The sequence below is a fragment of the Enterobacter cloacae complex sp. 2022EL-00981 genome (assembly GCF_028737495.1).
Classification (GTDB): domain Bacteria; phylum Pseudomonadota; class Gammaproteobacteria; order Enterobacterales; family Enterobacteriaceae; genus Enterobacter; species Enterobacter cloacae.
In genome coordinates, this window is record NZ_JAQZRK010000006.1 from 1 (window position 1) to 25,711 (window position 25,711).

Genomic DNA, 25,711 nt, shown 5'->3' on the forward strand with positions numbered 1-25,711 from the left:
GAAGCTGATAATCGGAGCAATGATGCGTAAGCTGGCGCAGGTGGCGTATGGCGTCCTGAAATCAGGACGCCCGTTCGATGCCACACTGCACGAGAAAAATGCTTGCGTGGCATAACAGTATCTACAACTCCCCCCGTAGGCCGGGTAAGGCGAAGCCGTCACCCGGCAAAAAAAGTTACTGCGGGAACCACTGGTCGCTGATTTTCTGATACGTACCGTCAGCTTTAATCGCCTTCAGCGCGCCGTTCAGTTTTGCCAGCAACGCTTTGTTATCCGGACGCACCGCAATGCCCAGACCCGTACCGAAGTACTGCGGATCGGTCACTTTTTCGGTTGCCGTACCGAGCTGCGGGTTGGTTTTCAGCCATTCGTTTACGACCGCGGTGTCACCAAATACGCCATCGATACGGCCGTTTTTCAGGTCTATAATCGCGTTCTGATAGCTGTCATACGCCACGGTTTTCACTTCAGGATGTTTGTCCTGCAGGTACTTCTGGTGCGTGGTGCCGTTTTCCATCCCGATGCGTTTGCCTTTCAGCTCATCAAAGGATTTATAAGCCCCTTTCTTCGCAATGACCACCGCCGAGTTGGCGTAGTACGGGTCGGTGAAGGCCACCTGCTTGCTACGCTCTGGCGTGATGTCCATACCGGAGATCACCGCGTCGTATTTTTTAAATTTCAGGGACGGGATCAGGCTGTCAAAGGCATGGTTGGTAAAGGTGCAGTCGGCCTGCATCTGTTTGCACAGCGCTTTCGCCAGATCGATATCAAAACCCACGATCTGGTTGCTGGCATCCAGCGATTCAAATGGTGGATACGTGGCAGAAACGCCGAAATTGATTTTATCGGCAGCCGTTGCGCCTGCGGCAAACGTTGCCAGTAATGCGGCCAGAACTAACTTTTTCATTGTAATACTCCCGTCTGTAGGTCTTATGAAAGTACAATGCCATTTAATGAATTTATATTCAATATAAATGATTAAATATTTATTGTGGAATAAAAAAAAGCGGATAACCCATCAGGTTACCCGCTTTATCAATACCGTTTTATGCATTTACGTGATTAATTTCTGCGCTCAAATGCCAGCGCTTTACGCTCGATCAGGCGCATCATCAGCGTCAACAGTCCGTTAACTACCAGATACACCACGCCTGCCGCGCCAAACACCATCACATCGTAGGTGCGTCCATACAGCAGTTGCCCGTGGCCCATCACTTCCATCAGGGTGATGGTGTAGGCCAGCGAGGTACTCTTGAACACCAGCACCACTTCGTTGGAGTAAGAGGAGAGGGCACGCTTAAAGGCGTACGGCAGCAAAATGGCCAGCGTATCTTTTTTGCTCATGCCGAGCGCGCCGCAGGACTGCCATTGTCCTTCCGGAATGGCGCGGATCGCTCCGTAGAACAGCTGAGTGGTGTAGGCGGCGCTGTTCAGTGAAAGGGCGATCAGGGCACACAGCCACGGCTCAGAGAGCAGATGCCAGATAACCGGATACTCCTGCAGCGACGGGAACTGGCCCGGGCCGTAGTAAATCAGGAAGATCTGCACCAGCAGCGGCGTACCGGTAAAGAGGGTGATATAGCCGCGCACAATCCACACCAGCACCGGCGTTTTCAGCGTCAGGATGATGGTAAAGATCAGCGACAGGATCAGCGCCACGATGATGGACGCCACGGTCAACGTCAGGCTGGTGTGCAGCCCTTTCATCAGCTCGGGTAAATAGTCCAGCATCAGCCTGGTCTCCGTTCAAAGCGCGTCGCACGCAGGTCAATACGCTTAAGGATGTACTGACTCAGCAACGTGATCACCAGGTAGATAGCCGCCGCCACAATGTACCAGGTAAACGGCTCCTGGGTGCGGGTAGCGATGCTTTTGGTTTGCAGCATTAAATCGTTAACGCTTATCAGGCTCACCAGCGCGGTATCTTTCAGCAGCACCAGCCACTGGTTACCTAAACCCGGCAGGGCATGACGCCACATCTGCGGCATCACCAGGCGGAAGAAGATCGCCGCTTTCGACATTCCCAGCGCCTGGCCAGATTCCCATTGTCCTTGCGGTACCGCTTTCAGCGCACCGCGCAGGGTTTGCGACGCGTACGCAGAATAGAGCAGGGAAAGGGCAATGACACCACAGAGGAACGGGCTGACGTCGAAGTTTTCAATCTGCATCTGCACCGGGATCTGCACGACGCCAAGATTGAGGGTAAAGCCGTCCGACAGCGTCAGCAGCAGCTGTGAGGAACCGAAATAGATAAACAGGACCACCAGAATCTCCGGTAGCCCACGCAGCACGGTGACCAGCGCGGAGCCGGTCCAGGCGACAGGGAACCATTTTGCAGATTCCCATACCGCAAAGAACATTGCCAGCACCAGGCCGATAATCAGTGCGCAAACGGCAAGGCCGACGGTCATCCCGGCGGCGCTTGCTAAAGGAAGAATTTCATTCATCAGGAATTACTTCTGGAACCATTTTTTATAGATGGTTTCGTAGGTGCCGTCTTTCTTCACTTTTTCCAGCGCAGCGTTAAATTTCTGCTGCAGCTCAGTGTTGCCCTGACGAACGGCAATCCCCAGACCTGTGCCGAAGTAGTCCTTATCGGTCACTTTGTCGCCCACTGGCGCGAGTTTATCGTTGGCTTTCAGCCATTCGGTCACAACCGCGGTGTCACCAAACACGCCATCGATACGGCCGTTCTGCAGATCCAGCTTCGCGTTCTGGTAGCTGTCGTAAGGCACGGTGGTGATTTCCGGATGTTTATCCATGATGAATTTCTGGTGCGTGGTGCCGTTCTGTACGCCCACTTTTTTGCCTTTCAGCTGGTCAACAGAGGTAAATTTTCCTTTCTGACCAATGAACAGGGCGGAGTTGTCATAGTACGGCGTGGTGAACAGCACCTGCTTTTCACGCTCTGGGGTGATGTCCATACCGGCCATCACGGCGTCGATACGGCGGAACTTCAGGCTTGGGATCAGGCTGTCAAACGCCTGGTTGCTGAAGGTACAGGTCGCGTCGATCTCTTTACACAGCGCGTTAGCCAGATCGACATCGAAGCCCACAATCTTGTTGTTGGCGTCGATAGATTCAAACGGAGGATAGGACGCTTCGGTGGCGAAACGGATGGTCTGGGCTGCGGTAGCGGAAAGGCTGACGCTAGCGAGCAGCGCGGCAATCAATACTTTTTTCATTATCATTTTCCCTGGCACTCTCAGTGAGATAAGTAGTTTTTGAAGGCATCGGTTTGCGGGTTGGTAAAGCAACTCGCATCACCTTGCTCAACGATATACCCGTTTTCCATGTAGACCACACGGCTGGCGGTTTTACGCGCCACTTCCACTTCATGGGTGACGATGACCTGAGTAATGTTGGTTTCCGCCAGCTCACGAATGATACTCACGATCTGGGCGGTGATTTCCGGGTCCAGCGCGGCGGTTGGCTCATCAAACAGCAGTACCGCTGGCTCCATCATCAGCGCACGGGCAATCGCCACACGCTGTTGCTGACCCCCGGAGAGGTGCAGCGGATAACGATCGCTGTAGGGCTTAAGGCGCAGACGCTCCAGCAGCTTTTCAGCACGCGCCATCGCCTGATCCTTGCTCAAGCCGAGAACGCGGCAGGGCGCTTCAATCAGGTTTTGCAGGACGGTCAGGTGCGGCCAGAGGTTGTATTGCTGGAAGACCATGCCAACATTTTGACGCAGTTCACGAATCGCTTTATCGGACGGCGTTTTCGCAAAATCAAAGTGGTTACCGGCAATCGCCAGCGTTCCTGAACGGGGCATTTCAAGCAGATTAAGGACACGCAAAAGAGAACTTTTACCCGCGCCACTTGGGCCAAGCAAAACCAGCGTTTCGCCTTCCGGGCACTCCAGCGTGATGTCGAACAGCGCCTGGTGTGCGCCGTAGAAGCAGTTAATGCCGTTTAGTTTAATACTCATCGGGGCAGTCTTTACTCATCCAGGCAATCTATAGCAATTGAGGCCGCAGATAGTACCGTTGACAGAATAGTTATGCAATATTTCTGCGTTAAAAGTTAAATATAACCCGTAATACCCCTTAAACATAGCACAAAATAGCGAAGCCCAAGGTCGGCGAGTATAAATGTCGGCATTCCGCATGAAATGCCGCACATTTTTCGGGGTTTACAATTCTGAAACAGTGGGTTTAGCGATTCTCAATCGACTGGCGCAGCGTGCCTGCCGGGGCATGAACGCTCCCGCCGATATAGCGTACGTCATCCACCGCCCAGCACTGGCCTTCGCGGATCATCAGCACTTCATCCTGCCAGGTTTGGCTGCCCTGGGTCAGCTTCACGCGCAGGGGGATGTTACGCGCATCGGTGTTCGGGATGGTCGAGGCGCTGGCCACCTCGGCGCTGTCAGGCAACGTCGTGCGACTGGAGAACGGATCGGATTTCAGCTGCGCGTTGTGCTGCGGATCGCGCGTGGCATCGTTCAGCAGTTTTGCCAGCCCATCGCTCAGATACGGACGCAGGCCGGTGAGATCGTTGCTGCGGTGTTGAATGCGATAATCATAGAACTGTTGCGCCACGGTATCCGGGCCGCCCTCTATACAGGGGCCGCTGCGGGTACCGATATCCTTAAAGGCTGGCGTGACCGTGGTGGTACACGCGCTGAGCACCAGCGCGCAGGGCACCAAAAGCGTTAAAGCAGAGTAGCGCATGTTGATTTCCTTATTTATTAACTATCCTTTCAATCATAGCGTAACGAACCGATAATGCTGGTGAAGTTATGGGCTAAGGCATTGAACGCTAAAGAAGGAGAGAAACCATGCAGTTTTCAACAACGCCAACCCTGGAAGGGCAGCCGATTACCGAGTATTGCGGTGTGGTCACGGGCGAAGCCATTCTGGGGGCCAACATTTTTCGCGATTTCTTTGCCGGTATCCGCGATATCGTCGGCGGTCGCTCTGGCGCGTATGAAAAAGAGCTGCGTAAAGCCCGGGAAATCGCCTTTAAGGAGCTGGGCGAACAGGCCAAAGCACTGGGGGCGGATGCGGTCGTGGGGATTGATATCGACTACGAAACCGTCGGTAAAGATGCCAGCATGCTGATGGTGAGCGTAAGCGGTACGGCGGTGAAAACCCGTCGATGAAACGCGCGTTTTCAACACTCCTGCTGGCGCTGTTGCTGGCAGGGTGCGCCACGGAAAAAGGCATTGTGGATAAAGGCGCCTATGAACTGGATACCCGCCACCAGGCGCAGGCGGCCTATCCGCGCATCAAGGTGCTGGTTATCCACTATACGGCGGATGATTTTGACAGTTCGCTGGCCACGCTGACGGACAAGAACGTCAGCTCCCACTATTTGATCCCGGCGAAGCCGCCCGCACCAGACGGTAAACCACGCATCTGGCAGCTGGTTCCCGAGAACGAACTGGCCTGGCATGCGGGCATCAGCTTCTGGCGCGGCACCAACCGTATTAATGATACGTCGGTTGGCATTGAGCTTGAGAATCGCGGCTGGCAAAAAACGGCCGGGGTAAAACACTTTTCCCCGTTCGAACCCGCGCAAATTGCGGCCCTGGTGCCGCTCGCAAAAGACATTATTGCCCGCTATCACATTAAACCCGAGAACGTGGTGGCCCATGCGGATATCGCGCCTCAGCGCAAGGACGATCCCGGTCCGCTGTTCCCGTGGCGCGAGCTTGCAGAGCAGGGGATTGGCGCCTGGCCCGACGCGTCCCGGGTGGCGTTCTATATGAACGGGCGGCCACGGTATCAGGCCGTGGAGACCGCAGCGTTACTTGATTTGCTCGCGCGTTACGGTTACGAGGTTCCCGACAACAGCACCCCCGCTCAGCAGAAGCGCATCATTATGGTCTTCCAGATGCACTTTAGGCCGCAGCTGTGGAACGGCGTGGCTGATGTGGAAACGCTGGCCATTGCCGAAGCACTTTTAGAGAAATACGGGCAAGGGTAATCCTTCGGGATTAACCCGAATGCCTCGTTTTTGTGAGCATGATCATAAGATTAATCTTAAGTACATTCTCAATTCATTTTAAGTAAATTGATTTAAAATCGCCCTCAACTAAGATTGATTCATCGATTCAAAGCATGAATCAAATTAAAGAAACAGTCCTCTTTTGGTTTTTTTAATTTCAAAAAGAATACCAACATATTTTACGGCAACGTAACACCTTGCTGGACAATTTTCTTATTTAAACATCTTAATTGGGTATAATAATGTTAAGCATTTTTGGTAAAAAAACACGTCCCCATCATGAAATGGAAGCCATTATTTCTGCAACGGCTGGGTATGAAGAAAAAACGTTAAGAAAATGGCAAAAAATATCAACCTGCAACTCCGATAATATTCACATAATCGTCAGCGGAGAAGTCGAATTCCGCCGCAGTTCTGATGACTTATGTATGTTTACGCTACAGGGACAATGTATTTTTGGTCTCTCCGCTATTTTCTACAACTCTGCGCATATGCAGGGCGTGGTACGCAGTAACACCGTGGTTCGTACCATACATAAGGACGAATTCCAGCAGTTAATGACTCAGCACGGGCTGTGGCCTGAACTGACTAAAGTGCTGGCATGGTATGTCTGTTTGCTCAGCAAGCGGGATGACGTTTTAGTTGCCCGCAGCGCATATTCCGTCGTCCGTGAATTCCTGATAGAAATTAACGAACTGATTGTTGTTCATCAGCGAGATATTAACATTTATGATTATATTCAGGAATACACTAACCTGGCACGCAGCACCATAATTAAAATTCTCTCAGACCTGAAAAAAGGTCAATATATTGTGGTCGAAAAAGGGCGACTGATTAGCCTGACCACTCTGCCGGAAAAATATTAATCCCCTCCCGCGTCTCCTTTTATCACCGAAGGAGACGCATTTTGCGTTTCGTCAACCGGTGGGGCGGGCATTTTTCCCTTCTCCATATCATCCTGCTGCTGTTTTAGCGCCTGCATAAATAACGTTTTTAATGAATTGTCTTCATCCGGCTGCGTTGCCTGCGCGTGTTTCATCGCCTGTTCGTGCGCTTCGGTGCCGGGTAAGGTATCGCGCGAGGTATCATGCGTGACGGGGCTGTCCGGCAATGCGCCATCAGGTGCCTGCTGCCACTCATTTTCGTCGCTATTAATGGGCATATTGTCCATCGGCGGTAAATCTTCCTGCACTTTTACCGACTGCGGCTTTGGCTGCGGGTGCGGGAACGGTTTGGTGACATACACGTAATGCATATCAGAAAGGGTGGTGTCTGGCTTCGCGACGCTCACCTTTTTTATCACCGGTGCCGGGTGGCGCAGGTTCCAGTACACGTGCGCATAGAGGCCTGCGACGATCAGCGCGCACAGCCCCAGACACCAGAGCGTCACCACGCTGATAATTTTACTGAATGACGGCAAACGCCATGAGAACCAGACCGGTTCCCCGGTGGTATAGCTGCGCTGGGCAGCGAGGCAGATGGTAGACATTATGCGTGCTTCTCTTGCGTAGTCGGGTTAGCCTGGGTTGTCTGGATCAACACGCTCGGCGTGGTATGGGTTTCGCGCATCAGCTGCATCAGGGTGTCTTCACCCGGAATACCGTCGACGCGGAGGTGCATTTTTTCCTGGAATTCGCGGGTGCGCTTCATCAGTTCCGCCGTCCAGTTTTTATCGTGCGTCTCGCTTTCGCCCAACGCCACGCTCAGTTGCTGATCCAGCCACTCAAGATCTTTACTGTCGCTGGCGGCGGTGATTTCGTCTTTGCCTGACGGGGTCAGGCGGTGCAGAAGGGTGTAATTGCCCGTTGCGTGCTGGTTATACCACGTGCGGCTCACCTGCCAGGTGCGGTTGTTCATCAGCAGATCGAGGGAATTTTTCCCGGCACGCGCCACGACGGCGTAATTCATGTGATCGCCTGTTTTAATCTCGCTCACCCACGGATAACCATCATTCGCCAGGGTGTCCAGGGAAGCATTACCCTGTTTACACATCAGGTTCACTTTTGCGGCATTCTGGCACAAGGCATCTTCGGCAGAGGCGTCATAGCCCCACATGGCATAAAGCTGGTGCATGGCATCGGGCTGATTCACCACCTCATGTTCGATGACCGGCAGTACCGGCGCGTCTGGCGTTTTTACCTGCTGTTTCCAGCTGGCCGGTACCGGCAGCGCCACCGGCAGTTTTGCCGTAATGGACGAGGTCATCATCCAGCCGCAGGCGGCGAACAGGATGGACGCGAACAACCCGATGGAGGCCAGCGTTTTACCACGCTTAGGCGCTGGCAGGGCTTCACCGGTGGCGAGACGCAAATGACGCGGTCCAACGTTTGGCGCCCGTTCGGTCCAGGCGGCCAGCATGGAAAGATGAGCCAGTTCATTCAGCTTGCTGATGTTGCCTTTAGTCAGGGCGTGGATTTTTTTCACGCGAGCGGGCGTCAGCGGAGAGACATCCGCGCCGTGCTCGTGGCACTGGGCGTCAACGTAGCTCAGGAACTCGCGGCAGGTCAGGTTGCGCAGGGTGTGGCAGGTCAGCACATATTCCTGCAGGGCAGAGGCTTTCAGCATCACTTCCTGGTCGGCCGTGCCCATCAGCACAATCGACAGGCGAACATCCAGCTCCTGCGCACGGGTAAGCAGTATGCCCAGCACGTCATAGCCGCTGGCCTTCATCGCATGCGCCTGGGAAATGACCAGCACCTTGTGGGTCGACTTCGCATCGCGCCACTGGCGAATAATGGCGTCAACCGCCTGGAGCTTGTTCTTCTCTTTCGCTACCGGGTTGAGTTTGAAGAGCAGGCTACTGGCGCTCAGCTTTGGAAAGGCATTAATGCAGAGCACCGACTTGCTGCTGGCTTTGAGGGCATCGCTGAACTGCCCCAGCAGTTCGCTGTCGTGGTAAAAGAGCCCGGTGATCCCTGCCTGCTGGCTTTTCTCTTTCAGAAGATTAAACACATCCTGATGATAAGGCACCAGAAAATCGCCCGACTTGCGGGTGATATTTCTGAACGGCGGGGTACTGAATTTAAAATGGCTCTGATACATAACGACTTACCGTCTCTTCTCTTTAATAGCAATGGGCGAAAAGTACGGTAAGCCCCTGTCATGGTCAATTTAACACCAGAGTAAAAATAACCTGTCAGGCCGCATCTAACATTCCCTTTTTTTCCGGTCAATCATTTTCTTCATTAAAGTTAATAGCGAAGCCGGTGGTTTGCACTGGTCACGCTTATTACTATTTGCTCACTAAGTTATGCAGCATACCGCTGCGAATTCCTGCTTTGCTAAAAGGCCCGATAATAATGAGGAACGCATTCCTTTCCAGGCTAATGACGCCCTGCATAATGCTAGTCATGCTAATTTTTTGCAGCCAGCAGGGTTATGTCGTTTTTAAAGATTATAAAAAGGTTACGAATAAGTTAGCGAATGCTGATAAGGCGCCGCTAAAACCGCGTAACAGTGACAAAACGTTTGGTCTTTTTACGGCTGCGATCCGTCAGGCCGACGTTCCGGCGGCGGTAAAAGCGCCGCTGTCTGCAGAAATTGAAGGCATCATCCGCAGCGATGAGTCGTGGCTGTCGTTTGCCGTGATTAAGACCCCCGCCGGGCAGCAGAGCTACCGGGAAGGGGAACCGTTGGTGGGGTTCGACGATGCGTATGTGGATGAAATTAATAAAGATAACGTGGTTGTTCAGTACGAAGGCACGAAGCAAACGCTCGCCCTCAAACAGCCGCCTTATTTTAAGGGCGATGCAGGCAATAGCCCGGTGACGAAATCGAAAAAAGATGCCGGCGCGGACAGTCTGCATCTCGATGATTATCTGGTGTTAAAGCCGTTAATCGATAAAGGCCAACTGGAAGGCTTTAACATTAATCCACGCAATGCGTCGCCTTTTTACAGTGAAACAGGACTGAAACAGGGTGATGTGGTGGTGAAAGTGAATGACGTCGATATGACGAAAGAAGCGCAGGCGAAAAATATTATCGCCAACTGGTCGAAAATGAAAGAAGCGGAGGTCGTCGTCAGACGGCACGCTCACCTTGAAAATATTCGGGTTAATGTTCTAAACAATTAACAAGTGTAAATCATGAAGAAATTTCCATGGGCGTGCGTGGCGCTGACCGCATTGTCGTTATATTCCGGTTCGCTGTTTGCAGCCAACTTTAGCGCCAGTTTTAAAAATACCGATATTCGCGAATTTATCGATACGGTAAGTCGCAATCTGAATAAAACGATTCTCGTCGATCCGTCCGTTCAGGGTACGGTGTCGGTGAGAACCTATAACGTGCTGTCGGAAGAGGAATATTATCAGTTCTTCCTGAGCGTGCTGGATCTCTACGGTCTGTCGGTGATCCCAATGGATAACGGCATGATTAAAGTGGTGCGTTCCAGCGTGGCGCGTACCGCCGGAGTGCCGGTGGCCGACAGCAAAAACCCGGGCAAAGGGGATGAGATCATCACCCGCGTAGTGCGCATGGAGAACGTCCCCGTGCGCGAGCTGGCCCCGCTGCTGCGCCAGCTGAACGATGCCTCGGGGATCGGCAACGTGGTCCATTTTGAACCTTCTAACGTGCTGCTGTTAACCGGGAAAGCCTCGGTGGTGAACCGCCTGGTGGATCTGGTTGAGCGCGTGGACCGTTCCGGTATGCAGCGTCGCGAAATCGTACCGTTGCGCTATGCCTCGGCGAAAGAGCTCTCCGATATGTTGAACAACCTCAACAATGAAGAGCAGAAAGGGCAGAACGCCCCACAGCTGGCGACCAAAGTGGTGGCCGATGATGAAACCAACAGCCTGGTGATCAGCGGCACCGAAGATGCCCGCGCGCGTACCCGCTCGCTGATTGGCCAGCTCGACCGCGAACAGAACAACGAGGGCAATACCCGCGTCTTCTACCTGAAATACGCCAACGCCTCGAAAGTGGTGCCAGTGCTGACCGGTATCGGTGAGCAGCTAAAAGACAAAGCCGGTACCGCGAAAAGCAAAACAGCCACAACCAATAGCGAGCTGAATATCACCGCCGATGAGTCCACCAACTCGCTGGTGATCACCGCTCAGCCAAACGTCATGAACTCGCTGGAGAAGGTGATCGACAAGCTGGATATTCGTCGTCCGCAGGTGCTGGTGGAAGCCATCATTGCGGAAGTGCAGGACGGTAACGGCATGGATCTCGGCGTGCAGTGGACCGGCAAACACGGCGGCGTGCAGTTCGGTTCAACCGGTCTGCCCATTAGCCAGGTCAAAAACGGCACGATCAAAGGGGCCTCCTTTACTGGCCTGGCGACCGGTTTCTTCAACGGTGACTATGGCGCACTGCTGACCGCGCTCTCCACCAGCGGCAAGAACGATATTCTCTCCACGCCAAGCGTGGTGACGCTGGATAACAAAGAAGCGTCGTTCAACGTGGGTCAGGATGTGCCGGTGCTGTCGGGTTCTCAGACCACCAGCGGCGACAACGTCTTTAACTCGGTTGAGCGTAAAACCGTCGGTACCAAGCTGAAGATTGTTCCGCAGATCAACGACGGGGACATGATCCACCTGAAGATCGAGCAGGAGGTCTCCAGCGTTGACGCCAGCGCCACCGAAGATGCCAGCCTCGGCCCAACCTTCAACACCCGTACCATCAACAACGAAGTGATGGTCCACAGTGGCCAGACGGTGGTGCTGGGCGGTCTGATGGAAAACGTCAGCAAACAGAACGTGTCGAAAGTGCCGCTGCTCGGCGATCTGCCGCTGGTGGGACAGCTGTTCCGCTATACCTCGGAGGATACGTCGAAGCGCAATCTGATGGTCTTTATCCATACCACCGTCCTGCGTGATGACGACAACTACAGCGCGGCGACGAAGGAGAAATACGACCAGATCCGCGCCCGTCAACAGCAGCGTCTGGAGGAGAAAAAGCTCGGCATCGTTGAGAACACCGATAACGCCGTCCTGCCTGCCTATCCAAAGCAGGATCACTCCATGCCGGTCGGCGTGAGCGCACCTGCTACCACGCGCAACCCCTTCAAAGAGTAAGGGGAGGTGACGCGTGGATGAACTGACGAAACAGCTTTGCACCAGCGGCTTTGCGAAGGAGAACGGCATCCTTTTCTGGAACGACACGGTCTATATCCGTGATGACGTCCCCGCGTTTGCGCTACTGGAGATGCGCCGGGTACTGGGGCGCGCCTTTATGCCCCAGACGCTGAGCGCGGAAGCGTTTGATGAGATGCTGGCTAAAATCTGGCAGCAGAACAGCGGCGTTTCGCAGCAGCTGGTGGACGATATGGATGCGGATATCGATCTGATGGCGTTAACCGAGGAGATCCCGGACAACGAAGATCTGCTGGATAACGACGAAAACTCGCCGGTGATCCGCCTGATCAACGCCATTCTCGGCGAAGCGGTGAAAGACGGTGCATCGGATATCCATATCGAAACCTTTGAGCGCACGCTGAGCATCCGTTTTCGCGTTGACGGCGTGCTGCGCCCGGTGCTCCAGCCCGCACGTAAACTGGCCCCGCTGCTGGTCTCGCGTATTAAGGTCATGTCGAAACTCGACATTGCCGAAAAACGTCTGCCGCAGGATGGCCGTATCTCCCTGCGCATTGGCCGCAAGGCGATTGACGTGCGTGTCTCGACCATTCCGTCGCAGTACGGCGAGCGCGTGGTCATGCGTCTGCTCGACAAGAGCAACCTGAAACCGGATATCAACAAGCTCGGACTCATTGATGAAGAGCTGGAAAAACTGAAAGGGCTGATTAACCGCCCGCACGGCATCATCCTGGTCACCGGGCCGACAGGATCCGGTAAAAGTACCACCCTGTATGCCATTCTGTCGGCCCTGAACGGACATGAACGCAACATTCTGACCGTCGAAGATCCGATTGAGTACGAGCTGGAAGGGGTGGGGCAGACGCAGGTCAACCCGCGCGTGGACATGACCTTTGCCCGCGGCCTGCGCGCCATTTTGCGTCAGGATCCGGACGTGGTGATGATCGGGGAAATTCGTGACGGTGAAACCGCGCAAATCGCGGTGCAGGCGTCGCTCACCGGTCACCTGGTCATGTCTACGCTGCACACCAACAGTGCGGCGGGGGCCATCACCCGTCTGCGGGATATGGGGCTGGAGTCCTTTTTAATTGGTTCGTCGCTACTCGGCGTCATTGCCCAGCGTCTGGTGCGTCGGCTGTGTCCGCACTGCCGTACCACCAGTCCGCTGGATGACAATGAAAAAGCGCTGTTTAGCTTTATGGATAAGCCACCAAAGGCCATCTATCGCGCCGTTGGTTGCGACCAGTGCCGCCAGAGCGGGTATCAGGGACGCGCGGGCATTCACGAGTTTCTGGTGGTCGACAGCGCCATGCGTCGCGCCATTCATGAAGACAAAGATGAGATGTCCATTGAGACCGAGCTGTTCAAACAGGCCTACAGCCTGCGCGAAAACGGGCTGATGAAGGTCATCAGCGGTATCACGTCCCTTGAAGAGGTGATGCGCGTGACCGCTGAGCGTGGAGGCGATGAGTAATGGCTTTCTACGCGTGGACTGCGACCGATGCCGCCGGAAAAACCCAGCGCGGCACGCTGCAGGCGGAAGGACCTAAGCAGGTGCGCCAGTCGCTGCGTGAGCAGAAGCTGATGCCGCTCACCATCACCGAAACCCGTGAAAATGCGGCCAGCGCTAAAGCCAAAACCGGCGCCAGACTCTCTGTGCCGGTGCTGTCGATGTTCACCCGTCAGCTGTCAACGCTGGTTAACGCGTCGCTGCCGCTGGAAAGCGCCCTGAAGGCCATTTCAAAGCAGACGGAAGACAAAAAGCTGGCGGCTATGGTGACGGAGATCCGCGAGAAAGTGGTGGAAGGCCATACGCTGTTTGATGCCTTCAGCCAGTTCCCGCGTACCTTCGACAAGCTGTACTGCACGCTGGTGATGGCCGGGGAAAAAACCGGCCACCTCGGCGATGTGCTGGAGAAGCTGGCGGAGTACAACGAGCAGCGCCAGAAGATGAAAAGCAAGCTGACGCAGGCGATGGTCTACCCGATCACCCTGACGGTGGTTGCCGTGGCGGTGATCAGCATCCTGCTGGTGGCGGTGGTGCCGCAGGTCATCGAGCAGTTCGTGCACATGAAACAGCAGCTGCCGATCACCACCCGCACGCTGATTGCGGTGAGCGATTTTCTGCAGGCGTACGGGATCTACATTGCCGGGGGGCTGTTCGGCGCAATCGTGGGCTTTAAGACGTGGGTGAAGAAAACCACGAACCGCTTTCGCTGGCACAGCTGGCTGGTGAATGGCTCGCCGATCAAAAAGCTGGTTTGCGCCATCAACAGCGCCCGCTATATCCGCACGCTCAGCATCCTGCAGGCCAGTAGCGTCCCGCTGCTGGAGGGGATGTATATCGCGATGGACGGGATCGAAAACCTCTATGCCCGGCAGGTGCTGGGGCAGGCGGCGGATACCGTACGTCAGGGCGCTTCTCTGTATAACGCGCTGGACCAGGCGAAGCTCTTTCCGCCGACCATGCTGTACATGATTGCCTCCGGCGAAGAGAGCGGGGAATTAGGTTCATTAATGGATCGCGCCGCGGAAAACCAGGAATCGGCATTACAGCATCGAATTACGTTAACGCTGTCGGTATTTGAACCGGCACTGGTGGTGACAATGGCGACAGTGGTTTTATTTATCGTGCTGTCAATATTACAACCGCTTCTTCAGCTCAATAATATGGTGGGTTAAATATGTCTTTAAAACGAAATAGCCTGAAAGGTCAGGCCGGTTTTACCTTGCTCGAATTAATGGTGGTGATCGTTATTCTCGGTGTGCTCGCCAGTATGGTGGTACCAAATTTAATGGGGAATAAAGAAAAAGCCGATGCCCAGAAAGCAACCAGCGATATTGTCGCGCTGGAAGGTTCGCTGGATATGTACAAGCTGGATAACCACCGTTACCCCACGACGGAGCAGGGGTTGCAGGCGCTGGTCACCAAACCTGATATCGCGCCTATCCCGAAAAACTACCGTGATGATGGCTATATTCGCCGCCTGCCGGAAGATCCGTGGGGCAATGATTATATTCTGGTCAGCCCGGGTGAACATGGCGCAGTGGATGTTTTCTCTGCGGGCCCGGATGCCGAAGCGAATACCGCGGATGATATTACCAACTGGTCTTTAGATAAAAAAGAGAAGTAATGAATAAGCAACGTGGGTTTACCTTACTGGAAATTATTCTGGCGCTGGTGATATTTGCCTCCTGCGCCATGATGGTGGTGTCGACAATCCCCTCGCGCAGCGGCGCGGATATTTTCGGTCAGCAGTTAAAAGCCCTCGTTGAATATGGTTCAGACCGTGCGGTAATGGACGGAAATATCGTTGGGCTGGTGATCACCACCTCAGAATATCAGCTGGTGACCTGGGCCGAAAAAGAGGGCGAACGACACTGGGAACCCTTAACCGCCGGGCGCATTGTCACCCACGGCCAGTTCCCGGAAGAGATGCACGTGTCGCTGTCACCGCAGCGCATTGCTGCCACAACCGACGCCACGCCGCAGATTGTCTTTTTGCCGGACGGGGAGATAAGCCGCTTCACGCTGTCCCTGCAGAGTTTCGATAAAAAGCAGCGCTTTCGCGTGGTGTCGCAGGGGGCATCACCGGTTTCGGTAGAGAACGATGACTAAACGCAAAGAACAGGGGATGACCCTGCTGGAAGTGATGGTCGCTCTGGTCATCTTCTCCACCGCCGCGCTGGCGCTGATGAACTCCGTCTCGCTGAACGTGCGCTTTACCCATGGCCTGGCCGATTCGCTGCAGGCGAGCTGGGTGGCGGAAAACCAGCTGGCGGAAGCAAAGCTGAGCAACACGCCGTTCCCGGATGCCCTGCAGACAGGGACAGAAATCATGGGGGGGCGAAGCTGGATCTGGCGCAAGCAGCGGGTGAAAACCGCCGAAAATCGCTTTGCCGATGAAGTGCAGGTGTACGCCGAAGATGATGAAGACAAACCGGTGTTGAGCCTGCAGATACCGGAACCCGGAGAGGTGAAATGAGCAAGCACATTCAGCGTCAGCAGGGCTTTACGCTGCTGGAGATCATGATTGCGCTGACCATCTTCGCGGTTATCAGCACGCTTGCCTGGCAAATCCTGGACGGGGCGATGCGCACCTCGAACGCCACCGACGTGGCTGCGACTCAACTCAACCAGCTTCAGCGCGCCTATAACCTGCTGGAGCGGGATTTCTTTCAGCTTCAGGCACGCGCGCCACGCAACGAGCCTGACGTATTTGTCCAGCACGACGATGCGCTGGAGTTGACCACGCTGAACGGCGTGAGCGGTCAGGTCCAGCTGGAGCGCGTGCGCTGGCGGCTTGAGGACAAAAAACTGTGGCGCGATATCTGGCCGGTTATCGACAGCCCTGCCGATGTGAAGCCGGAAGAGGTGCCGATCCTCAGCGATGTCAAAGAAATGACGTGGCGCTTCTGGAAAGAGGGCTGGCAGAACAAATGGACCGACACGGCGCATCAGCCGGACGGCGTAGAACTTCTGCTGACCATGGAGAATGGCGATACCTGGCGCTGGGTATTTACCACGCCGGGTGATATGCCGGTCGCCCCGGCGGCACCAACAGAACAAACGCCTGCGCCATCGGGGGATGCGGCCACGCCAACGCAGCCACAACCGCAGCCGGTGCCCGCTCCGTCAGGAGAGAACAAATGAGCGGAAAATCGGTTCGAAAACAGCGCGGTGTCGCGCTGCTGGTGGTGCTAATTTTGCTGGTCATGATGTCGGCGCTGGCGGCCAAAATCAGCCAGCAGTTCTGCCGCAATCTGCAGAAAACCCGTTATCAGGTGAGTCAGCAGCAGCTGCGCTGGGCCATTCAGAGTCAGCAAAAAACCATAGAAGGTCTGCTTCAGACCTACGCCAGCGGTGACAGCCAGGGGCTGTCGCCCAAAGGGGAGTGGACAGAGCCGGTGGAGACAGAGGGTGAACACTACACCGTGGTGAGCCAGATTGAGGATGCCCAGACCTGCTTTAACGTCAATAACCTGCTGGCGGCCGATCCGACCCCCGCGGTACAGACCGCAGGGGCGCTGCCGGAAAAACCGGTCAAAGCGCGCATCGTTGAGCAGCTTCTGACCGACAGCGGCATTTCCGCCGGTGACGCAGAAGAGATTTACCTGCAACTAATGGACTATCTCGACGGTGATACCACAACGGCCAAAGAGGGGCTGGAGTCGGATGCCTGGGCCGGCGTTGAGCCCGCACGGCTGCCTGCGAATCAGATGATGCGCACCCCGGGCGAGCTAAAGCTGCTGCCTGCGTTTCCGGTGGCGGCCTACGGCAAGGTCAGTAAAGTGCTGTGCGCCTTACCCGACACCGCCAGCAAGGTGGATGTCAACACCCTGACCGAAGAACAGGCACCGCTCCTGGCAGCCCTGTTTATCGGCTCGCTGAGCGAGGACGAGGCCGCCCGTCTGATCGCCTCCCGCCCGGAAGAGGGCTGGGAGTCGATGGAGGCATTCCAGAAAGAGCTTGAGACAAATTATCCGCAGACCAAAGACGCCCTCAAGCAGGTTCAGGCGTTTCTTGCGGTAAACAGTCACTATTTCCGGGTCAACAGTACCGGCAATACCGATGATTTAACGCTGCGCGTCGTCAGCCAGCTTCATGTTGATAATGAAGCCGGGAAGGTGATTACCTGGCAACGTCGCTACCGAATGGTTGAATAACACAAGACGAATTCTATGAAACAGGTGCTTTTTATTCGTCCCGACACGCATGAGGACGGGAACATAATGTGGTGCGAGTCCGGTAGCGACCAGGTGGAACAGCGTCAGGGCGGGGCGTCACTGGCGGCGCTTGCCGGTCACGCGTTAGCCGCACGCGTCTGCCTGCTACTGCCGGCCAGCGAAATGATCTTCCGTCGCTTCACGTTGCCCAAAAAAGGCAGCGTTGAGTTCTCCTGGCTGGCAGAAGAGACGCTGATTGGCGATGTGGACACGCTTCACTGGACGGTGCTCAACCGGAAGGGGCGGGAAGTGGACGCGGTGGCCATTGATGCGGCGCGTTTGCAGTACTGGCTGGACCGCTGTGTCGATGCCGGGCTGACGGTAGTGCAGGTGCTGCCCGATGCGATCCTTCTGCCGGTAACCGAAGGCGGCAGCACGCTGGTCTCCACCGACAGCGGCTACTGGATGCGCTATTCGCCGTTTGGCGCCTGTGAAACCGACGCCGCCCTGTTGCCGCTGCTGTTGAGCCAGCAGTGCGCCGGTAACCTCGTCTGCTACGGCGATGCGCCAGCGGACGTGCAGGTGGATGAGCCACGGGCCTGGCAGCATCCGCTGGTGCTGATCCAGCCGCAGTGGAAAAGCTGCAAAGCAAACCTGCTGCACGGCGTTTTTAGCGCCACGGGTGCACAGACCGGTTTCCGTTATGCGAAACCGGCCCTTGCCGCCATGGCGGTGCTGAGTCTCGGGCTGCTGGTTGGCCCTCGCATCGGCATGGCCTGGATGCTCTCTAACCAGGAAAACCTGGCCCAGCAGCAGATGGTGGAATTGGCCCAGCACTATTTCCCCACGCTGCGCCAGACCACCAACCTGAAGTACCACTTCGGGCAGAACATCAAGAAAGAGAAGAAAGGGATCTTTCTTCAACTGGACGCACTGGAGCAGATCAAGCAATCGCTCCCGGCGGTCGAACTGAGTGAAGTGGGATACGACGACACCCAGAATCAGCTCACGCTGAACATCCGTTCGATGGATCCCACGGCGTTGCAGGCGTTCGTCAATAAGGCGAGTGATACCTTCGACTTTACGCTGCAGCCGGTCTCCAGTGAAGCGCCTTATACCGCTATCATCACAGGGAAATATAAATGAAAGAGAAAATTGGACAATTAAAAGCACGCTATTTGCGTTACAGCCCGCGCGAACGAACGCTGATTAAACTCTGTGGTTCGGCGCTCTGTTGCGCCATTATCTGGTACGGTGTAATGACCCCGCTGGATAATATTATTAAAAATGAGAAAAGCACGCTGCAAAAACAGAAACAGACCCTGAACTGGATGCGTGCAGAAATTAATAAAAATCACCTTCAGGCGAAAGTATTAAAAACCAGTAACCCGAGAAGCGTGGTGGAAGAGAGTGCCAAAGAGATCCACGTTGCGCTGAGTAATATCCAGCAGGACGGGCAAACCCTGACGTTTAATATTGATCGGGTCAACGTCTATGAACTGAAAAACTGGCTTCGGGAGGTGAATTTAACCACCGGGGTTCGTCTGGAGAAAATGGATCTCACGCCGGTTGATCACCTTAGCGATGTAAAGGCCCAGATTAAGCTCTCCTGGGCGAAAGTGGCATGAACTCGCTGACGCTGCTTCAGGGCAGCCAGATGCCCGCCCTTTGCCTGCTCAGCGGCACGCTTGGCGGCATTATCGGCAGCTTTCTGGGGGTAGTGGTCGAACGCATTCCCCCGCTCATCAAAGAGGAGGAGGGCGCCGGAAACCTGCTGTTTCCGGCCTCCCACTGTCCCGCATGCTCCCACATGCTCGCCTGGTGGGAAAATATCCCGGTTCTGAGCTGGTGTTGTCTGCGTGGACGCTGCCGCTGCTGCCAGACTGCGATCCCGCTGCGTCTGCTGTTGCTTGAACTTTCCAGCGCCCTGTTTTTTGCCCTGACGGCGGCGTACGCCCCGTCTGCGGCTGCATTGATGTCGCTATGGGTGCTCTGGTGTGGACTGCTGCCGCTGGCGGCGATAGACGCAAAACACATGCTGCTGCCGGACTGCCTGACGCAGCCGCTGTTGTGGGCGGGCCTGCTGAATCATGCGCTTTTTCATACCATACCTTTGTCGGATGCCCTGTTTGGCGCGGCGGCGGGCTACCTGTCGCTGTGGCTTCTCTACTGGGCCTTTCGCCTGACAACAGGACGCGAGGGATTGGGCTACGGTGATTTTAAGCTGCTGGCTGCGCTGGGCGCGTGGTGCGGCTGGCAGGCGTTGCCTTCGTTATTGCTCGCGGCGGCATTAAGCGGTATCGCACTGTATTTTGTTTTTTATAAAGCGGTTAAAGAAAATAGCGTTATTCCGTTTGGCCCTCTGTTGTCACTCGCCGGTTTGGTTATTTTTATTCTGCAGACCTTGCAATTCACATTCTGATTTACGCGGTCAAGTTTTTTTTGAAATTATTTCGCTGAGGGAGTAAAAGGACATCAATTAATTCCCGGAGTATTGTAAGAAACATAAGCTGTAAGGATTGCCGCTCATGTCTTTTTATGGAGGGTATATTAGCACTATACATGGTTAGTAAAATTAAATTGGGTTTGTGGTTTTAATTAAATAGCTTATTCAGTACTCGCCCATGTTATATGGAATACATGGTCCTTTTCATTTATCAAAAATAAGATTATCAGGAATTAATAATGAAATTTATGAAGCCAACCTATCTGGCACTCTTTGTCGCAGCCGTTTCCGGCTCTGCGTTCGCCGCAGCGCCAGGTACGCCTTCAATCAGCAGCGGTAACGATAAATTTGCCATCGTTGAAGTGGACCAGGCCGTAGTGGACTACGGTAATCTTGTTAAGGTTCATAACGACGGTGTCGACGTAAAAGTCGAGTGGAACGTCTGGAGCGGCGACGCGCCGACCTCCGGTAAAGTGCTGCTGGATGGCAAGACCGTCTGGTCCGGTGCTGCCGGTGCATCCGGTTCTGCCACCTTTAAAGTGAAAAAAGGCGGTCGCTACCAGGAGCAGGTTGAACTCTGTAACAACAGCGGCTGTACCAAAAGCGCAAGCAAGCTGATCATCGTGGCGGATACTGACGGTAGCCACCTCCTGCCGCTGAATGCGCCTCTGCAGGAAAACAACAAAACCTTCGCAAAACATACCGATAAAGTGGTTGCCGCCTACTTCCCTGAATGGGGCGTTTATGGCCGTAACTTCCCGGTCGATAAAATCCCTGCCGCTAACCTGAACCACATCCTGTACGGCTTCATTCCAATCTGTGGCGGCGACGGCATCAACGACGGTCTGAAAACCGTTGAAAACGGCAACAGCTTCGCCAACCTGCAGAAAGCCTGTGCTGGCCGTCCTGACTACACCGTGGCGATCCACGACCCGTGGGCTGCGCTGCAAAAACCACAGTCCGGCGTATCTAACTGGGACGACCCGTACAAAGGTAACTTCGGCCAGCTGATGGCGCTGAAAAAAGCCCATCCTGACCTGAAAATTCTGCCATCCATTGGCGGCTGGACCATGTCCGATCCGTTCTATCACATGAACGATTCCGCGATCCGTGCACGTTTCGTGGCCTCTGTTAAAGACTTCCTGAAAACCTGGAAATTCTTCGACGGCGTGGATATCGACTGGGAATTCCCGGGCGGCGGCGGTGTGAACGAATCACTGGGTAACCCGCAGCAGGATAAGGCAACCTATACTGCCGTGATTCGCGATCTGCGTACCATGCTGAACGAACTGTCAGCTGAAACCGGGCGCACCTATGAACTGACCAGCGCTATCGGTGCCGGTAAAGATAAGATCGAAGACGTGGATTACACCACGGCGCAGCAGTATCTCGATCACATCTTCCTGATGAGCTACGACTTCTACGGCGCGTGGAGCATGACCGATCTGGGCCACCAGGCTGCGCTGCATGCACCAGCATGGCGTCCGGACACCAACTACACCACCGAAAACGGCGTTAACGCGCTGCTGGAGCAGGGCGTACAGCCAGGCAAAATCGTGGTGGGTACCGGCATGTACGGTCGTGGCTGGACTGGCGTTCACGGCTATACCGGCAACAACCCGTTCACCGGTACGGCGACTGACGGCGTGAAAGGCACCTGGGAACCAGGCGTTGTTGACTATCGTCAGATTGTGAACGAGTACAAAGGCAAGCCAGGCTGGGAATATGGCTATGACGCAGACGCTGAAGCGCCATACGTCTTCAACAAATCCACCGGCGAGCTGATCTCTTATGAAGATGCCCGTTCTGCAACCGCAAAAGGTAAGTACGTTCTGGCGAAAAACCTGGGCGGCCTGTTCGCGTGGTCTATCGACTCCGATAACGGCGATATCCTGAACGCGATGAACGAAAGCCTGCTGGGCAGCTCCACGCCAGATCCGGTAGTGACCAACCATGCGCCGGTTGCTTCTGCGGCGGATCAAACCGTGACCGGTCCTGCGACCGTGACTCTGGATGGCTCTGCCTCCACCGATCCTGATGGCGATGCGCTGACCTACAAATGGACCCAGATCTCTGGCCCAAGCGTTACCCTGACCAACAGCACCAAAGCGAAGGCGACCTTCTCCGTTGGCGCTGTGACCAGCAACCAGACCCTGGCATTCCGTCTGACCGTGACCGATGCGAAAGGCCTGAGCAGCACCGCTGACGTACAGGTTCTGAACAAAGCGCCGAAAGCCAACCAGGCCCCTGTGGTTAACCAGATGCAGAACGTCACTCTGGAAGCCGGTCAGACCTACGCCCTGAACGTGCAGGCGGCGGATCCAGACGGTGATGCACTGACTTACGCCTGGAGCGTACCATCTGATATGCACGCGACCGGTACTGATACCTCCAGCGTACAGATCACCGCGCCGGACGTTACAACTGACTCAACCTACACCCTGAGCGTTGTCGTAAGCGACGGCAAAACCAGCGTACAGTCTAACGTACAGGTTACCGTAACGCCGAAAGCCACCCCGGTTGTGCCTGATGAAGACAATACCCCGTCTGACGAAGGCAACACGCCATCCGATGAAGGTAACACCCCATCTGATGAAGGCACTGCAACTGGCAGCTGCGATAACCCGGTAGATGCCAACGCCAGCAAATACGCGGCATGGGAATCCAGCAAAATCTACAACAACGGCGACATGGTCAGCTCCGATAATCTGGTATGGAAAGCGAAGTACTGGACTCAGGGCAACAAACCTGGCTTTAACGCCGATGCATGGGAACTGGTCAGCCAGGTGAAAATGAACTGGCGCTCCGACATGGTCTACAACGGTGGTGACAAGACAACCTATCAAGGTTTCGAGTACCGCGCGAAATGGTGGACAAAAGGTGACAAACCAGGCAACAGCGATGTATGGGTGAAAGAAGGCGCGTCAGCAGACTGCAAATAATCTTCTGAGCTTGAAATTGTGGGTGTGATATCGGCCCACAATCACTGGTCACACCCCGCTTCGGGTGTGACCAGTACCTTCCACTAATTTAACAGGACGTGTTTGAGGTGAATAAAAAACGGCCACGCAGGTGAAGAATGAAAAGGTTTCTGTTTTTGTTATTGATATTAAGTCATAGCGCATTTGCAAATTGCTGGAATAAAGCGGCGCATTATTATCATATTGATCCGTTTTTACTTTATGCCATCGCGAATGTGGAATCGGGAATGAACCCGTACGCCATTGGCATCAATCATGACGGAACGCGCGATGTCGGATTAATGCAAATCAACAGCTCGCACTTTCCTGAACTTGAACGCAAAGGCATTAATGAAAATCGTCTGATGACAGAGCCCTGCACCTCCATTATGGTCGGCGCCTCTATATTGTCAGGCATGATTGAAGTTTATGGATACAACTGGGAAGCAGTAGGTGCGTATAACGCCGGGCTTAAAAAAGAAAATTACCCTAAGCGCATGGTCTATGCCCATAAGGTCTGGAAAAAGTATCAGCAGTTAAAATTAGCCGCCCGCGACAGAACCAACTGGTGAGTTTTTTGTTTTTTGAAGAGTACCCACCCGTATTCTTCAGAAAATGAAAAGCAGCTGTCTGAAGTTTATTTATTAACGGATTAATAAATGAATTTAGATTTATTTAACTTTATCGAAATTAACAGGAATAACCGAGATGAATAAAAGGACATTACTGAGCGTGCTTATTGCCGGTGCCTGCGTAGCGCCGGTGATTGCTCAGGCCACCATGCTGAAGGCGGAAAGCAGTGTGCCTTACACCATGAAAGCCAGCGATCTGGCTAAAAAGGAAAAAGAGCTCACCGATTTCCCACTGATGAAATCCGTGAAGGATACCATCCGTACGCTGGACAACGCTCAGGTCGAGCAGATTGAGCCAGGCCGTGCAGCCAACCCGGTAAACGTGAAACGCGTTGAAGGGATCCTTAAAGAGAGCGACTGGGAATACCTGTTCCCGCTGCGCGCGAAGGATTACAGCTACAGTAACTTCCTGAAAGCCGTGGGTAAATTCCCGGCGCTGTGTGATACCTACAACGATGGCCGCGACAGCGAAGCTATCTGCCGTAAAGAGCTGGCAACCATGTTTGCTCACTTCGCACAAGAAACCGGCGGCCACGAAAGCTGGCGTCCGGAGCCGGAATGGCGTCAGGCACTGGTCTATGTGCGTGAGATGGGCTGGAGCGAAGGCCAGAAGGGCGGCTATAACGGGGAGTGTAACCCGGACGTCTGGCAGGGTCAGACCTGGCCGTGCGGTAAAGACAAAGATGGCGACTTCCTGAGCTACTTTGGCCGCGGCGCTAAGCAGTTGTCCTACAACTACAACTACGGTCCCTTCTCTGAAGCAATGTACGGCGATGTCCGCACGCTGCTCGACAAACCTGAGCTGGTGGCCGATACCTGGCTGAACCTGGCGAGCGCCATCTTCTTCTTCGCCTATCCACAGCCGCCAAAACCAAGCATGCTTCAGGTTATCGACGGCACCTGGCAGCCGAACGACCACGATAAAGCCAACGGTCTTGTCCCTGGCTTTGGCGTGACCACCCAGATCATCAACGGCGGCGTAGAGTGCGGTGGCCCGACTGAAATTGCCCAGTCTCAGAACCGTATCAAATACTACAAAGAGTTCGCTAACTACCTGAAAGTCCCTGTACCGGCTGACGAAGTGCTTGGCTGTGCCAACATGAAGCAGTTCGATGAAGGCGGCGCAGGCGCCCTGAAGATCTACTGGGAACAGGACTGGGGATGGAGCGCGGATACCCCAGATGGCAAGACCTACGCTTGCCAGCTGGTGGGTTACCAGACGCCATTCAGCGCGTTCAAAGACGGCGACTACACCAAGTGTGTACAGAAGTTCTTTAACGTGAACATCGTTAACGATGATGGCTCAGCCGTCACCCCTGACGAAAACGTCACGCCAACGCCGGATGAAAATGTTACCCCAACGCCAGACGAAAATGTGACGCCAACGCCTGACGAAAACGTCACGCCAACGCCGGATGAAGATACCGTTCCGGTTCCTGCAAATCACGCACCGGTTGCGCAAATTGCGGGCCCGATTGGCGCGGTTGAAGCCGGTGCGCAGGTCTCCCTGAGCGCAGAAGGCTCTACCGACGAAGACGGCAACAAGCTGACCTACACCTGGCGTTCCCAGGACGGCCAGACCGTTACCGGCGACGATAAAGCGGTAGTGACCTTCAATGCACCAGAAGCCGCGACGGCGCAGCAGTATGAAATCAGCCTGACCGTCAGCGACGGCGAGCTGAGCAGCACCACCACATACCTGCTGAACGTAAAAGCCAAAGCAGCCACCCCGTCTCAGGACGAAGGCACTTCCGGCTCTTACCCGGCGTGGAGCGCGAACAGCAAGTACAGCGCAGGCGATATCGTGAACAACCACGGTAAACTGTTCCAGTGCAAACCGTTCCCGTACAGCGGCTGGTGTAACAATGCACCAATGTACTATGAACCAGGCGCAGGTCTGGCATGGTCTGAGGCCTGGACGGCATTATAAACAGCAAACGGCAACCGAAAGGTTGCCGTTTTAGTCTTTACTCCCTCTCCCTGTGGGAGAGGGCCGGGGTGAGGGCATCAGGCCGC

26 protein-coding genes are annotated in these 25,711 nt (G+C 54.7%); 18 read left to right on the forward strand and 8 right to left on the reverse strand.

Going from position 1 to position 25,711, the window contains the following annotated elements; genetic code table 11:
• Positions 1 to 175 precede the first annotated feature (175 nt).
• The 6 genes from artJ to PUZ33_RS07625 form a co-directional block, all read right to left on the reverse strand.
• On the reverse strand, positions 176 to 907 hold the full coding sequence (gene artJ, locus PUZ33_RS07600) for an arginine ABC transporter substrate-binding protein ArtJ (protein WP_013097364.1): 732 nt from the start codon (positions 905 to 907) through the stop codon (positions 176 to 178).
• Positions 908 to 1,062: 155 nt separating this feature from the next.
• A complete protein-coding gene (gene artM, locus PUZ33_RS07605) occupies positions 1,063 to 1,731 on the reverse strand; it encodes an arginine ABC transporter permease ArtM (RefSeq protein WP_058681008.1) in 669 nt (222 codons plus the stop codon).
• Complete coding sequence (gene artQ / locus PUZ33_RS07610) at positions 1,731 to 2,447, reverse strand: arginine ABC transporter permease ArtQ (RefSeq protein ID WP_013097362.1); 717 nt, start codon at positions 2,445 to 2,447, stop codon at positions 1,731 to 1,733. Before artQ ends, artM begins: the two co-directional genes overlap by 1 nt.
• A gap of 6 nt (positions 2,448 to 2,453) precedes the next feature.
• On the reverse strand, positions 2,454 to 3,185 hold the full coding sequence (artI, locus tag PUZ33_RS07615; RefSeq protein WP_020689903.1) for an arginine ABC transporter substrate-binding protein ArtI: 732 nt from the start codon (positions 3,183 to 3,185) through the stop codon (positions 2,454 to 2,456).
• A gap of 20 nt (positions 3,186 to 3,205) precedes the next feature.
• Positions 3,206 to 3,934, reverse strand: a complete 729-nt coding sequence (gene artP / locus PUZ33_RS07620; RefSeq protein WP_013097360.1) for an arginine ABC transporter ATP-binding protein ArtP — start codon at positions 3,932 to 3,934, stop codon at positions 3,206 to 3,208.
• Positions 3,935 to 4,160: 226 nt separating this feature from the next.
• Entirely contained in the window at positions 4,161 to 4,679 is a 519-nt protein-coding gene (locus PUZ33_RS07625; protein WP_058681009.1) for a lipoprotein, read from the reverse strand.
• Between the two features lie 107 nt (positions 4,680 to 4,786).
• On the opposite strand from PUZ33_RS07625, the gene PUZ33_RS07630 reads away from it, so the two are divergent.
• The 3 genes from PUZ33_RS07630 to PUZ33_RS07640 all read left to right on the forward strand — a co-directional run bounded on the left by PUZ33_RS07630 (position 4,787) and on the right by PUZ33_RS07640 (position 6,824).
• The gene (locus PUZ33_RS07630; protein WP_006174327.1) at positions 4,787 to 5,110 is read left to right on the forward strand and encodes a heavy metal-binding domain-containing protein; all 324 of its coding nucleotides are present in this window, start codon (positions 4,787 to 4,789) and stop codon (positions 5,108 to 5,110) included.
• On the forward strand, positions 5,107 to 5,937 hold the full coding sequence (locus PUZ33_RS07635; protein ID WP_013097358.1) for an N-acetylmuramoyl-L-alanine amidase: 831 nt from the start codon (positions 5,107 to 5,109) through the stop codon (positions 5,935 to 5,937). The genes PUZ33_RS07630 and PUZ33_RS07635 overlap by 4 nt, the downstream gene beginning before the upstream one ends.
• Before the next feature lie 263 nt (positions 5,938 to 6,200).
• Positions 6,201 to 6,824: a helix-turn-helix domain-containing protein gene (locus PUZ33_RS07640; protein WP_023621365.1), complete on the forward strand. Its 624-nt coding sequence runs from the start codon at positions 6,201 to 6,203 to the stop codon at positions 6,822 to 6,824.
• On the opposite strand, the gene PUZ33_RS07645 is transcribed toward PUZ33_RS07640, so the two are convergent.
• Together PUZ33_RS07645 and PUZ33_RS07650 are read right to left on the reverse strand one after the other, a co-directional pair.
• Positions 6,821 to 7,447, reverse strand: a complete 627-nt coding sequence (locus tag PUZ33_RS07645) for a hypothetical protein (RefSeq protein WP_058681010.1) — start codon at positions 7,445 to 7,447, stop codon at positions 6,821 to 6,823. The two genes, PUZ33_RS07640 and PUZ33_RS07645, sit on opposite strands and share 4 nt — an antisense overlap.
• Positions 7,447 to 9,000, reverse strand: coding sequence for a peptidoglycan-binding domain-containing protein (locus tag PUZ33_RS07650; RefSeq protein ID WP_058681011.1), 1,554 nt, complete (start codon positions 8,998 to 9,000; stop codon positions 7,447 to 7,449). The genes PUZ33_RS07645 and PUZ33_RS07650 overlap by 1 nt, the downstream gene beginning before the upstream one ends.
• Positions 9,001 to 9,299: 299 nt before the next feature.
• Between PUZ33_RS07650 and gspC the strand changes: the two genes are divergently transcribed.
• The 15 genes from gspC (at position 9,300) to PUZ33_RS07725 (ending at position 25,625) form a co-directional block, all read left to right on the forward strand.
• Positions 9,300 to 10,031, forward strand: coding sequence for a type II secretion system protein GspC (gspC, locus tag PUZ33_RS07655; protein ID WP_058681012.1), 732 nt, complete (start codon positions 9,300 to 9,302; stop codon positions 10,029 to 10,031).
• A 12-nt stretch (positions 10,032 to 10,043) separates the two neighbouring features.
• On the forward strand, positions 10,044 to 11,972 hold the full coding sequence (gene gspD, locus PUZ33_RS07660; RefSeq protein ID WP_013097352.1) for a type II secretion system secretin GspD: 1,929 nt from the start codon (positions 10,044 to 10,046) through the stop codon (positions 11,970 to 11,972).
• Between the two features lie 13 nt (positions 11,973 to 11,985).
• A complete protein-coding gene (gspE, locus tag PUZ33_RS07665; protein ID WP_057071989.1) occupies positions 11,986 to 13,464 on the forward strand; it encodes a type II secretion system ATPase GspE in 1,479 nt (492 codons plus the stop codon).
• Entirely contained in the window at positions 13,464 to 14,672 is a 1,209-nt protein-coding gene (gene gspF / locus PUZ33_RS07670; protein WP_058681013.1) for a type II secretion system inner membrane protein GspF, read from the forward strand. Before gspE ends, gspF begins: the two co-directional genes overlap by 1 nt.
• Before the next feature lie 2 nt (positions 14,673 to 14,674).
• Positions 14,675 to 15,124, forward strand: coding sequence for a type II secretion system major pseudopilin GspG (gene gspG / locus PUZ33_RS07675; protein WP_013097349.1), 450 nt, complete (start codon positions 14,675 to 14,677; stop codon positions 15,122 to 15,124).
• Positions 15,124 to 15,609 carry a type II secretion system minor pseudopilin GspH gene (gspH, locus tag PUZ33_RS07680; RefSeq protein WP_020689911.1) on the forward strand — a complete coding sequence of 162 codons (486 nt, stop codon included), beginning with the start codon at positions 15,124 to 15,126 and terminating at the stop codon, positions 15,607 to 15,609. The genes gspG and gspH overlap by 1 nt, the downstream gene beginning before the upstream one ends.
• Positions 15,602 to 15,976: a type II secretion system minor pseudopilin GspI gene (gspI, locus tag PUZ33_RS07685; protein ID WP_029883205.1), complete on the forward strand. Its 375-nt coding sequence runs from the start codon at positions 15,602 to 15,604 to the stop codon at positions 15,974 to 15,976. The genes gspH and gspI overlap by 8 nt, the downstream gene beginning before the upstream one ends.
• The gene (gspJ, locus tag PUZ33_RS07690) at positions 15,973 to 16,644 is read left to right on the forward strand and encodes a type II secretion system minor pseudopilin GspJ (protein ID WP_058681014.1); all 672 of its coding nucleotides are present in this window, start codon (positions 15,973 to 15,975) and stop codon (positions 16,642 to 16,644) included. The genes gspI and gspJ overlap by 4 nt, the downstream gene beginning before the upstream one ends.
• Positions 16,641 to 17,657 (forward strand): type II secretion system minor pseudopilin GspK, encoded by a 1,017-nt coding sequence (gene gspK / locus PUZ33_RS07695; RefSeq protein WP_058681015.1) that lies wholly within the window; start codon positions 16,641 to 16,643, stop codon positions 17,655 to 17,657. Before gspJ ends, gspK begins: the two co-directional genes overlap by 4 nt.
• Positions 17,658 to 17,672: 15 nt before the next feature.
• Positions 17,673 to 18,803 (forward strand): type II secretion system protein GspL, encoded by a 1,131-nt coding sequence (gspL, locus tag PUZ33_RS07700; RefSeq protein WP_058681016.1) that lies wholly within the window; start codon positions 17,673 to 17,675, stop codon positions 18,801 to 18,803.
• Positions 18,800 to 19,285, forward strand: coding sequence for a type II secretion system protein M (locus tag PUZ33_RS07705; RefSeq protein ID WP_023621352.1), 486 nt, complete (start codon positions 18,800 to 18,802; stop codon positions 19,283 to 19,285). Before gspL ends, PUZ33_RS07705 begins: the two co-directional genes overlap by 4 nt.
• Positions 19,282 to 20,079 carry a prepilin peptidase gene (locus PUZ33_RS07710; protein ID WP_058681017.1) on the forward strand — a complete coding sequence of 266 codons (798 nt, stop codon included), beginning with the start codon at positions 19,282 to 19,284 and terminating at the stop codon, positions 20,077 to 20,079. The genes PUZ33_RS07705 and PUZ33_RS07710 overlap by 4 nt, the downstream gene beginning before the upstream one ends.
• 263 nt (positions 20,080 to 20,342) lie before the next feature.
• Entirely contained in the window at positions 20,343 to 23,045 is a 2,703-nt protein-coding gene (locus tag PUZ33_RS07715; protein ID WP_058681018.1) for a glycosyl hydrolase family 18 protein, read from the forward strand.
• Between the two features lie 137 nt (positions 23,046 to 23,182).
• Entirely contained in the window at positions 23,183 to 23,635 is a 453-nt protein-coding gene (gene iagB, locus PUZ33_RS07720) for a type III secretion system invasion protein IagB (protein WP_058681019.1), read from the forward strand.
• A gap of 136 nt (positions 23,636 to 23,771) precedes the next feature.
• Positions 23,772 to 25,625 carry a glycoside hydrolase family 19 protein gene (locus PUZ33_RS07725; RefSeq protein WP_058681020.1) on the forward strand — a complete coding sequence of 618 codons (1,854 nt, stop codon included), beginning with the start codon at positions 23,772 to 23,774 and terminating at the stop codon, positions 25,623 to 25,625.
• The last annotated feature ends 86 nt before the right edge of the window (positions 25,626 to 25,711 follow it).

Bases quoted from the DNA above. Each gene is read 5' to 3' on its own strand.
- PUZ33_RS07650 (WP_058681011.1), bottom strand. From the start codon at position 9,000: ATGTATCAGAGCCATTTTAAATTCAGTACCCCGCCGTTCAGAAATATC.
- artQ (WP_013097362.1), bottom strand. From the start codon at position 2,447: ATGAATGAAATTCTTCCTTTAGCAAGCGCCGCCGGGATGACCGTCGGC.
- iagB (WP_058681019.1), top strand. From the start codon at position 23,183: ATGAAAAGGTTTCTGTTTTTGTTATTGATATTAAGTCATAGCGCATTT.
- gspC (WP_058681012.1), top strand. From the start codon at position 9,300: ATGCTAGTCATGCTAATTTTTTGCAGCCAGCAGGGTTATGTCGTTTTT.
- artJ (WP_013097364.1), bottom strand. From the start codon at position 907: ATGAAAAAGTTAGTTCTGGCCGCATTACTGGCAACGTTTGCCGCAGGC.
- gspH (WP_020689911.1), top strand. From the start codon at position 15,124: ATGAATAAGCAACGTGGGTTTACCTTACTGGAAATTATTCTGGCGCTG.
- gspG (WP_013097349.1), top strand. From the start codon at position 14,675: ATGTCTTTAAAACGAAATAGCCTGAAAGGTCAGGCCGGTTTTACCTTG.
- gspK (WP_058681015.1), top strand. From the start codon at position 16,641: ATGAGCGGAAAATCGGTTCGAAAACAGCGCGGTGTCGCGCTGCTGGTG.
- PUZ33_RS07645 (WP_058681010.1), bottom strand. From the start codon at position 7,447: ATGTCTACCATCTGCCTCGCTGCCCAGCGCAGCTATACCACCGGGGAA.
- artP (WP_013097360.1), bottom strand. From the start codon at position 3,934: ATGAGTATTAAACTAAACGGCATTAACTGCTTCTACGGCGCACACCAG.
- PUZ33_RS07715 (WP_058681018.1), top strand. From the start codon at position 20,343: ATGAAATTTATGAAGCCAACCTATCTGGCACTCTTTGTCGCAGCCGTT.
- gspL (WP_058681016.1), top strand. From the start codon at position 17,673: ATGAAACAGGTGCTTTTTATTCGTCCCGACACGCATGAGGACGGGAAC.
- gspI (WP_029883205.1), top strand. From the start codon at position 15,602: ATGACTAAACGCAAAGAACAGGGGATGACCCTGCTGGAAGTGATGGTC.
- gspF (WP_058681013.1), top strand. From the start codon at position 13,464: ATGGCTTTCTACGCGTGGACTGCGACCGATGCCGCCGGAAAAACCCAG.
- PUZ33_RS07640 (WP_023621365.1), top strand. From the start codon at position 6,201: ATGTTAAGCATTTTTGGTAAAAAAACACGTCCCCATCATGAAATGGAA.
- PUZ33_RS07705 (WP_023621352.1), top strand. From the start codon at position 18,800: ATGAAAGAGAAAATTGGACAATTAAAAGCACGCTATTTGCGTTACAGC.
- artI (WP_020689903.1), bottom strand. From the start codon at position 3,185: ATGAAAAAAGTATTGATTGCCGCGCTGCTCGCTAGCGTCAGCCTTTCC.
- gspJ (WP_058681014.1), top strand. From the start codon at position 15,973: ATGAGCAAGCACATTCAGCGTCAGCAGGGCTTTACGCTGCTGGAGATC.
- PUZ33_RS07635 (WP_013097358.1), top strand. From the start codon at position 5,107: ATGAAACGCGCGTTTTCAACACTCCTGCTGGCGCTGTTGCTGGCAGGG.
- artM (WP_058681008.1), bottom strand. From the start codon at position 1,731: ATGCTGGACTATTTACCCGAGCTGATGAAAGGGCTGCACACCAGCCTG.
- PUZ33_RS07625 (WP_058681009.1), bottom strand. From the start codon at position 4,679: ATGCGCTACTCTGCTTTAACGCTTTTGGTGCCCTGCGCGCTGGTGCTC.
- PUZ33_RS07710 (WP_058681017.1), top strand. From the start codon at position 19,282: ATGAACTCGCTGACGCTGCTTCAGGGCAGCCAGATGCCCGCCCTTTGC.
- PUZ33_RS07725 (WP_058681020.1), top strand. From the start codon at position 23,772: ATGAATAAAAGGACATTACTGAGCGTGCTTATTGCCGGTGCCTGCGTA.
- PUZ33_RS07630 (WP_006174327.1), top strand. From the start codon at position 4,787: ATGCAGTTTTCAACAACGCCAACCCTGGAAGGGCAGCCGATTACCGAG.
- gspD (WP_013097352.1), top strand. From the start codon at position 10,044: ATGAAGAAATTTCCATGGGCGTGCGTGGCGCTGACCGCATTGTCGTTA.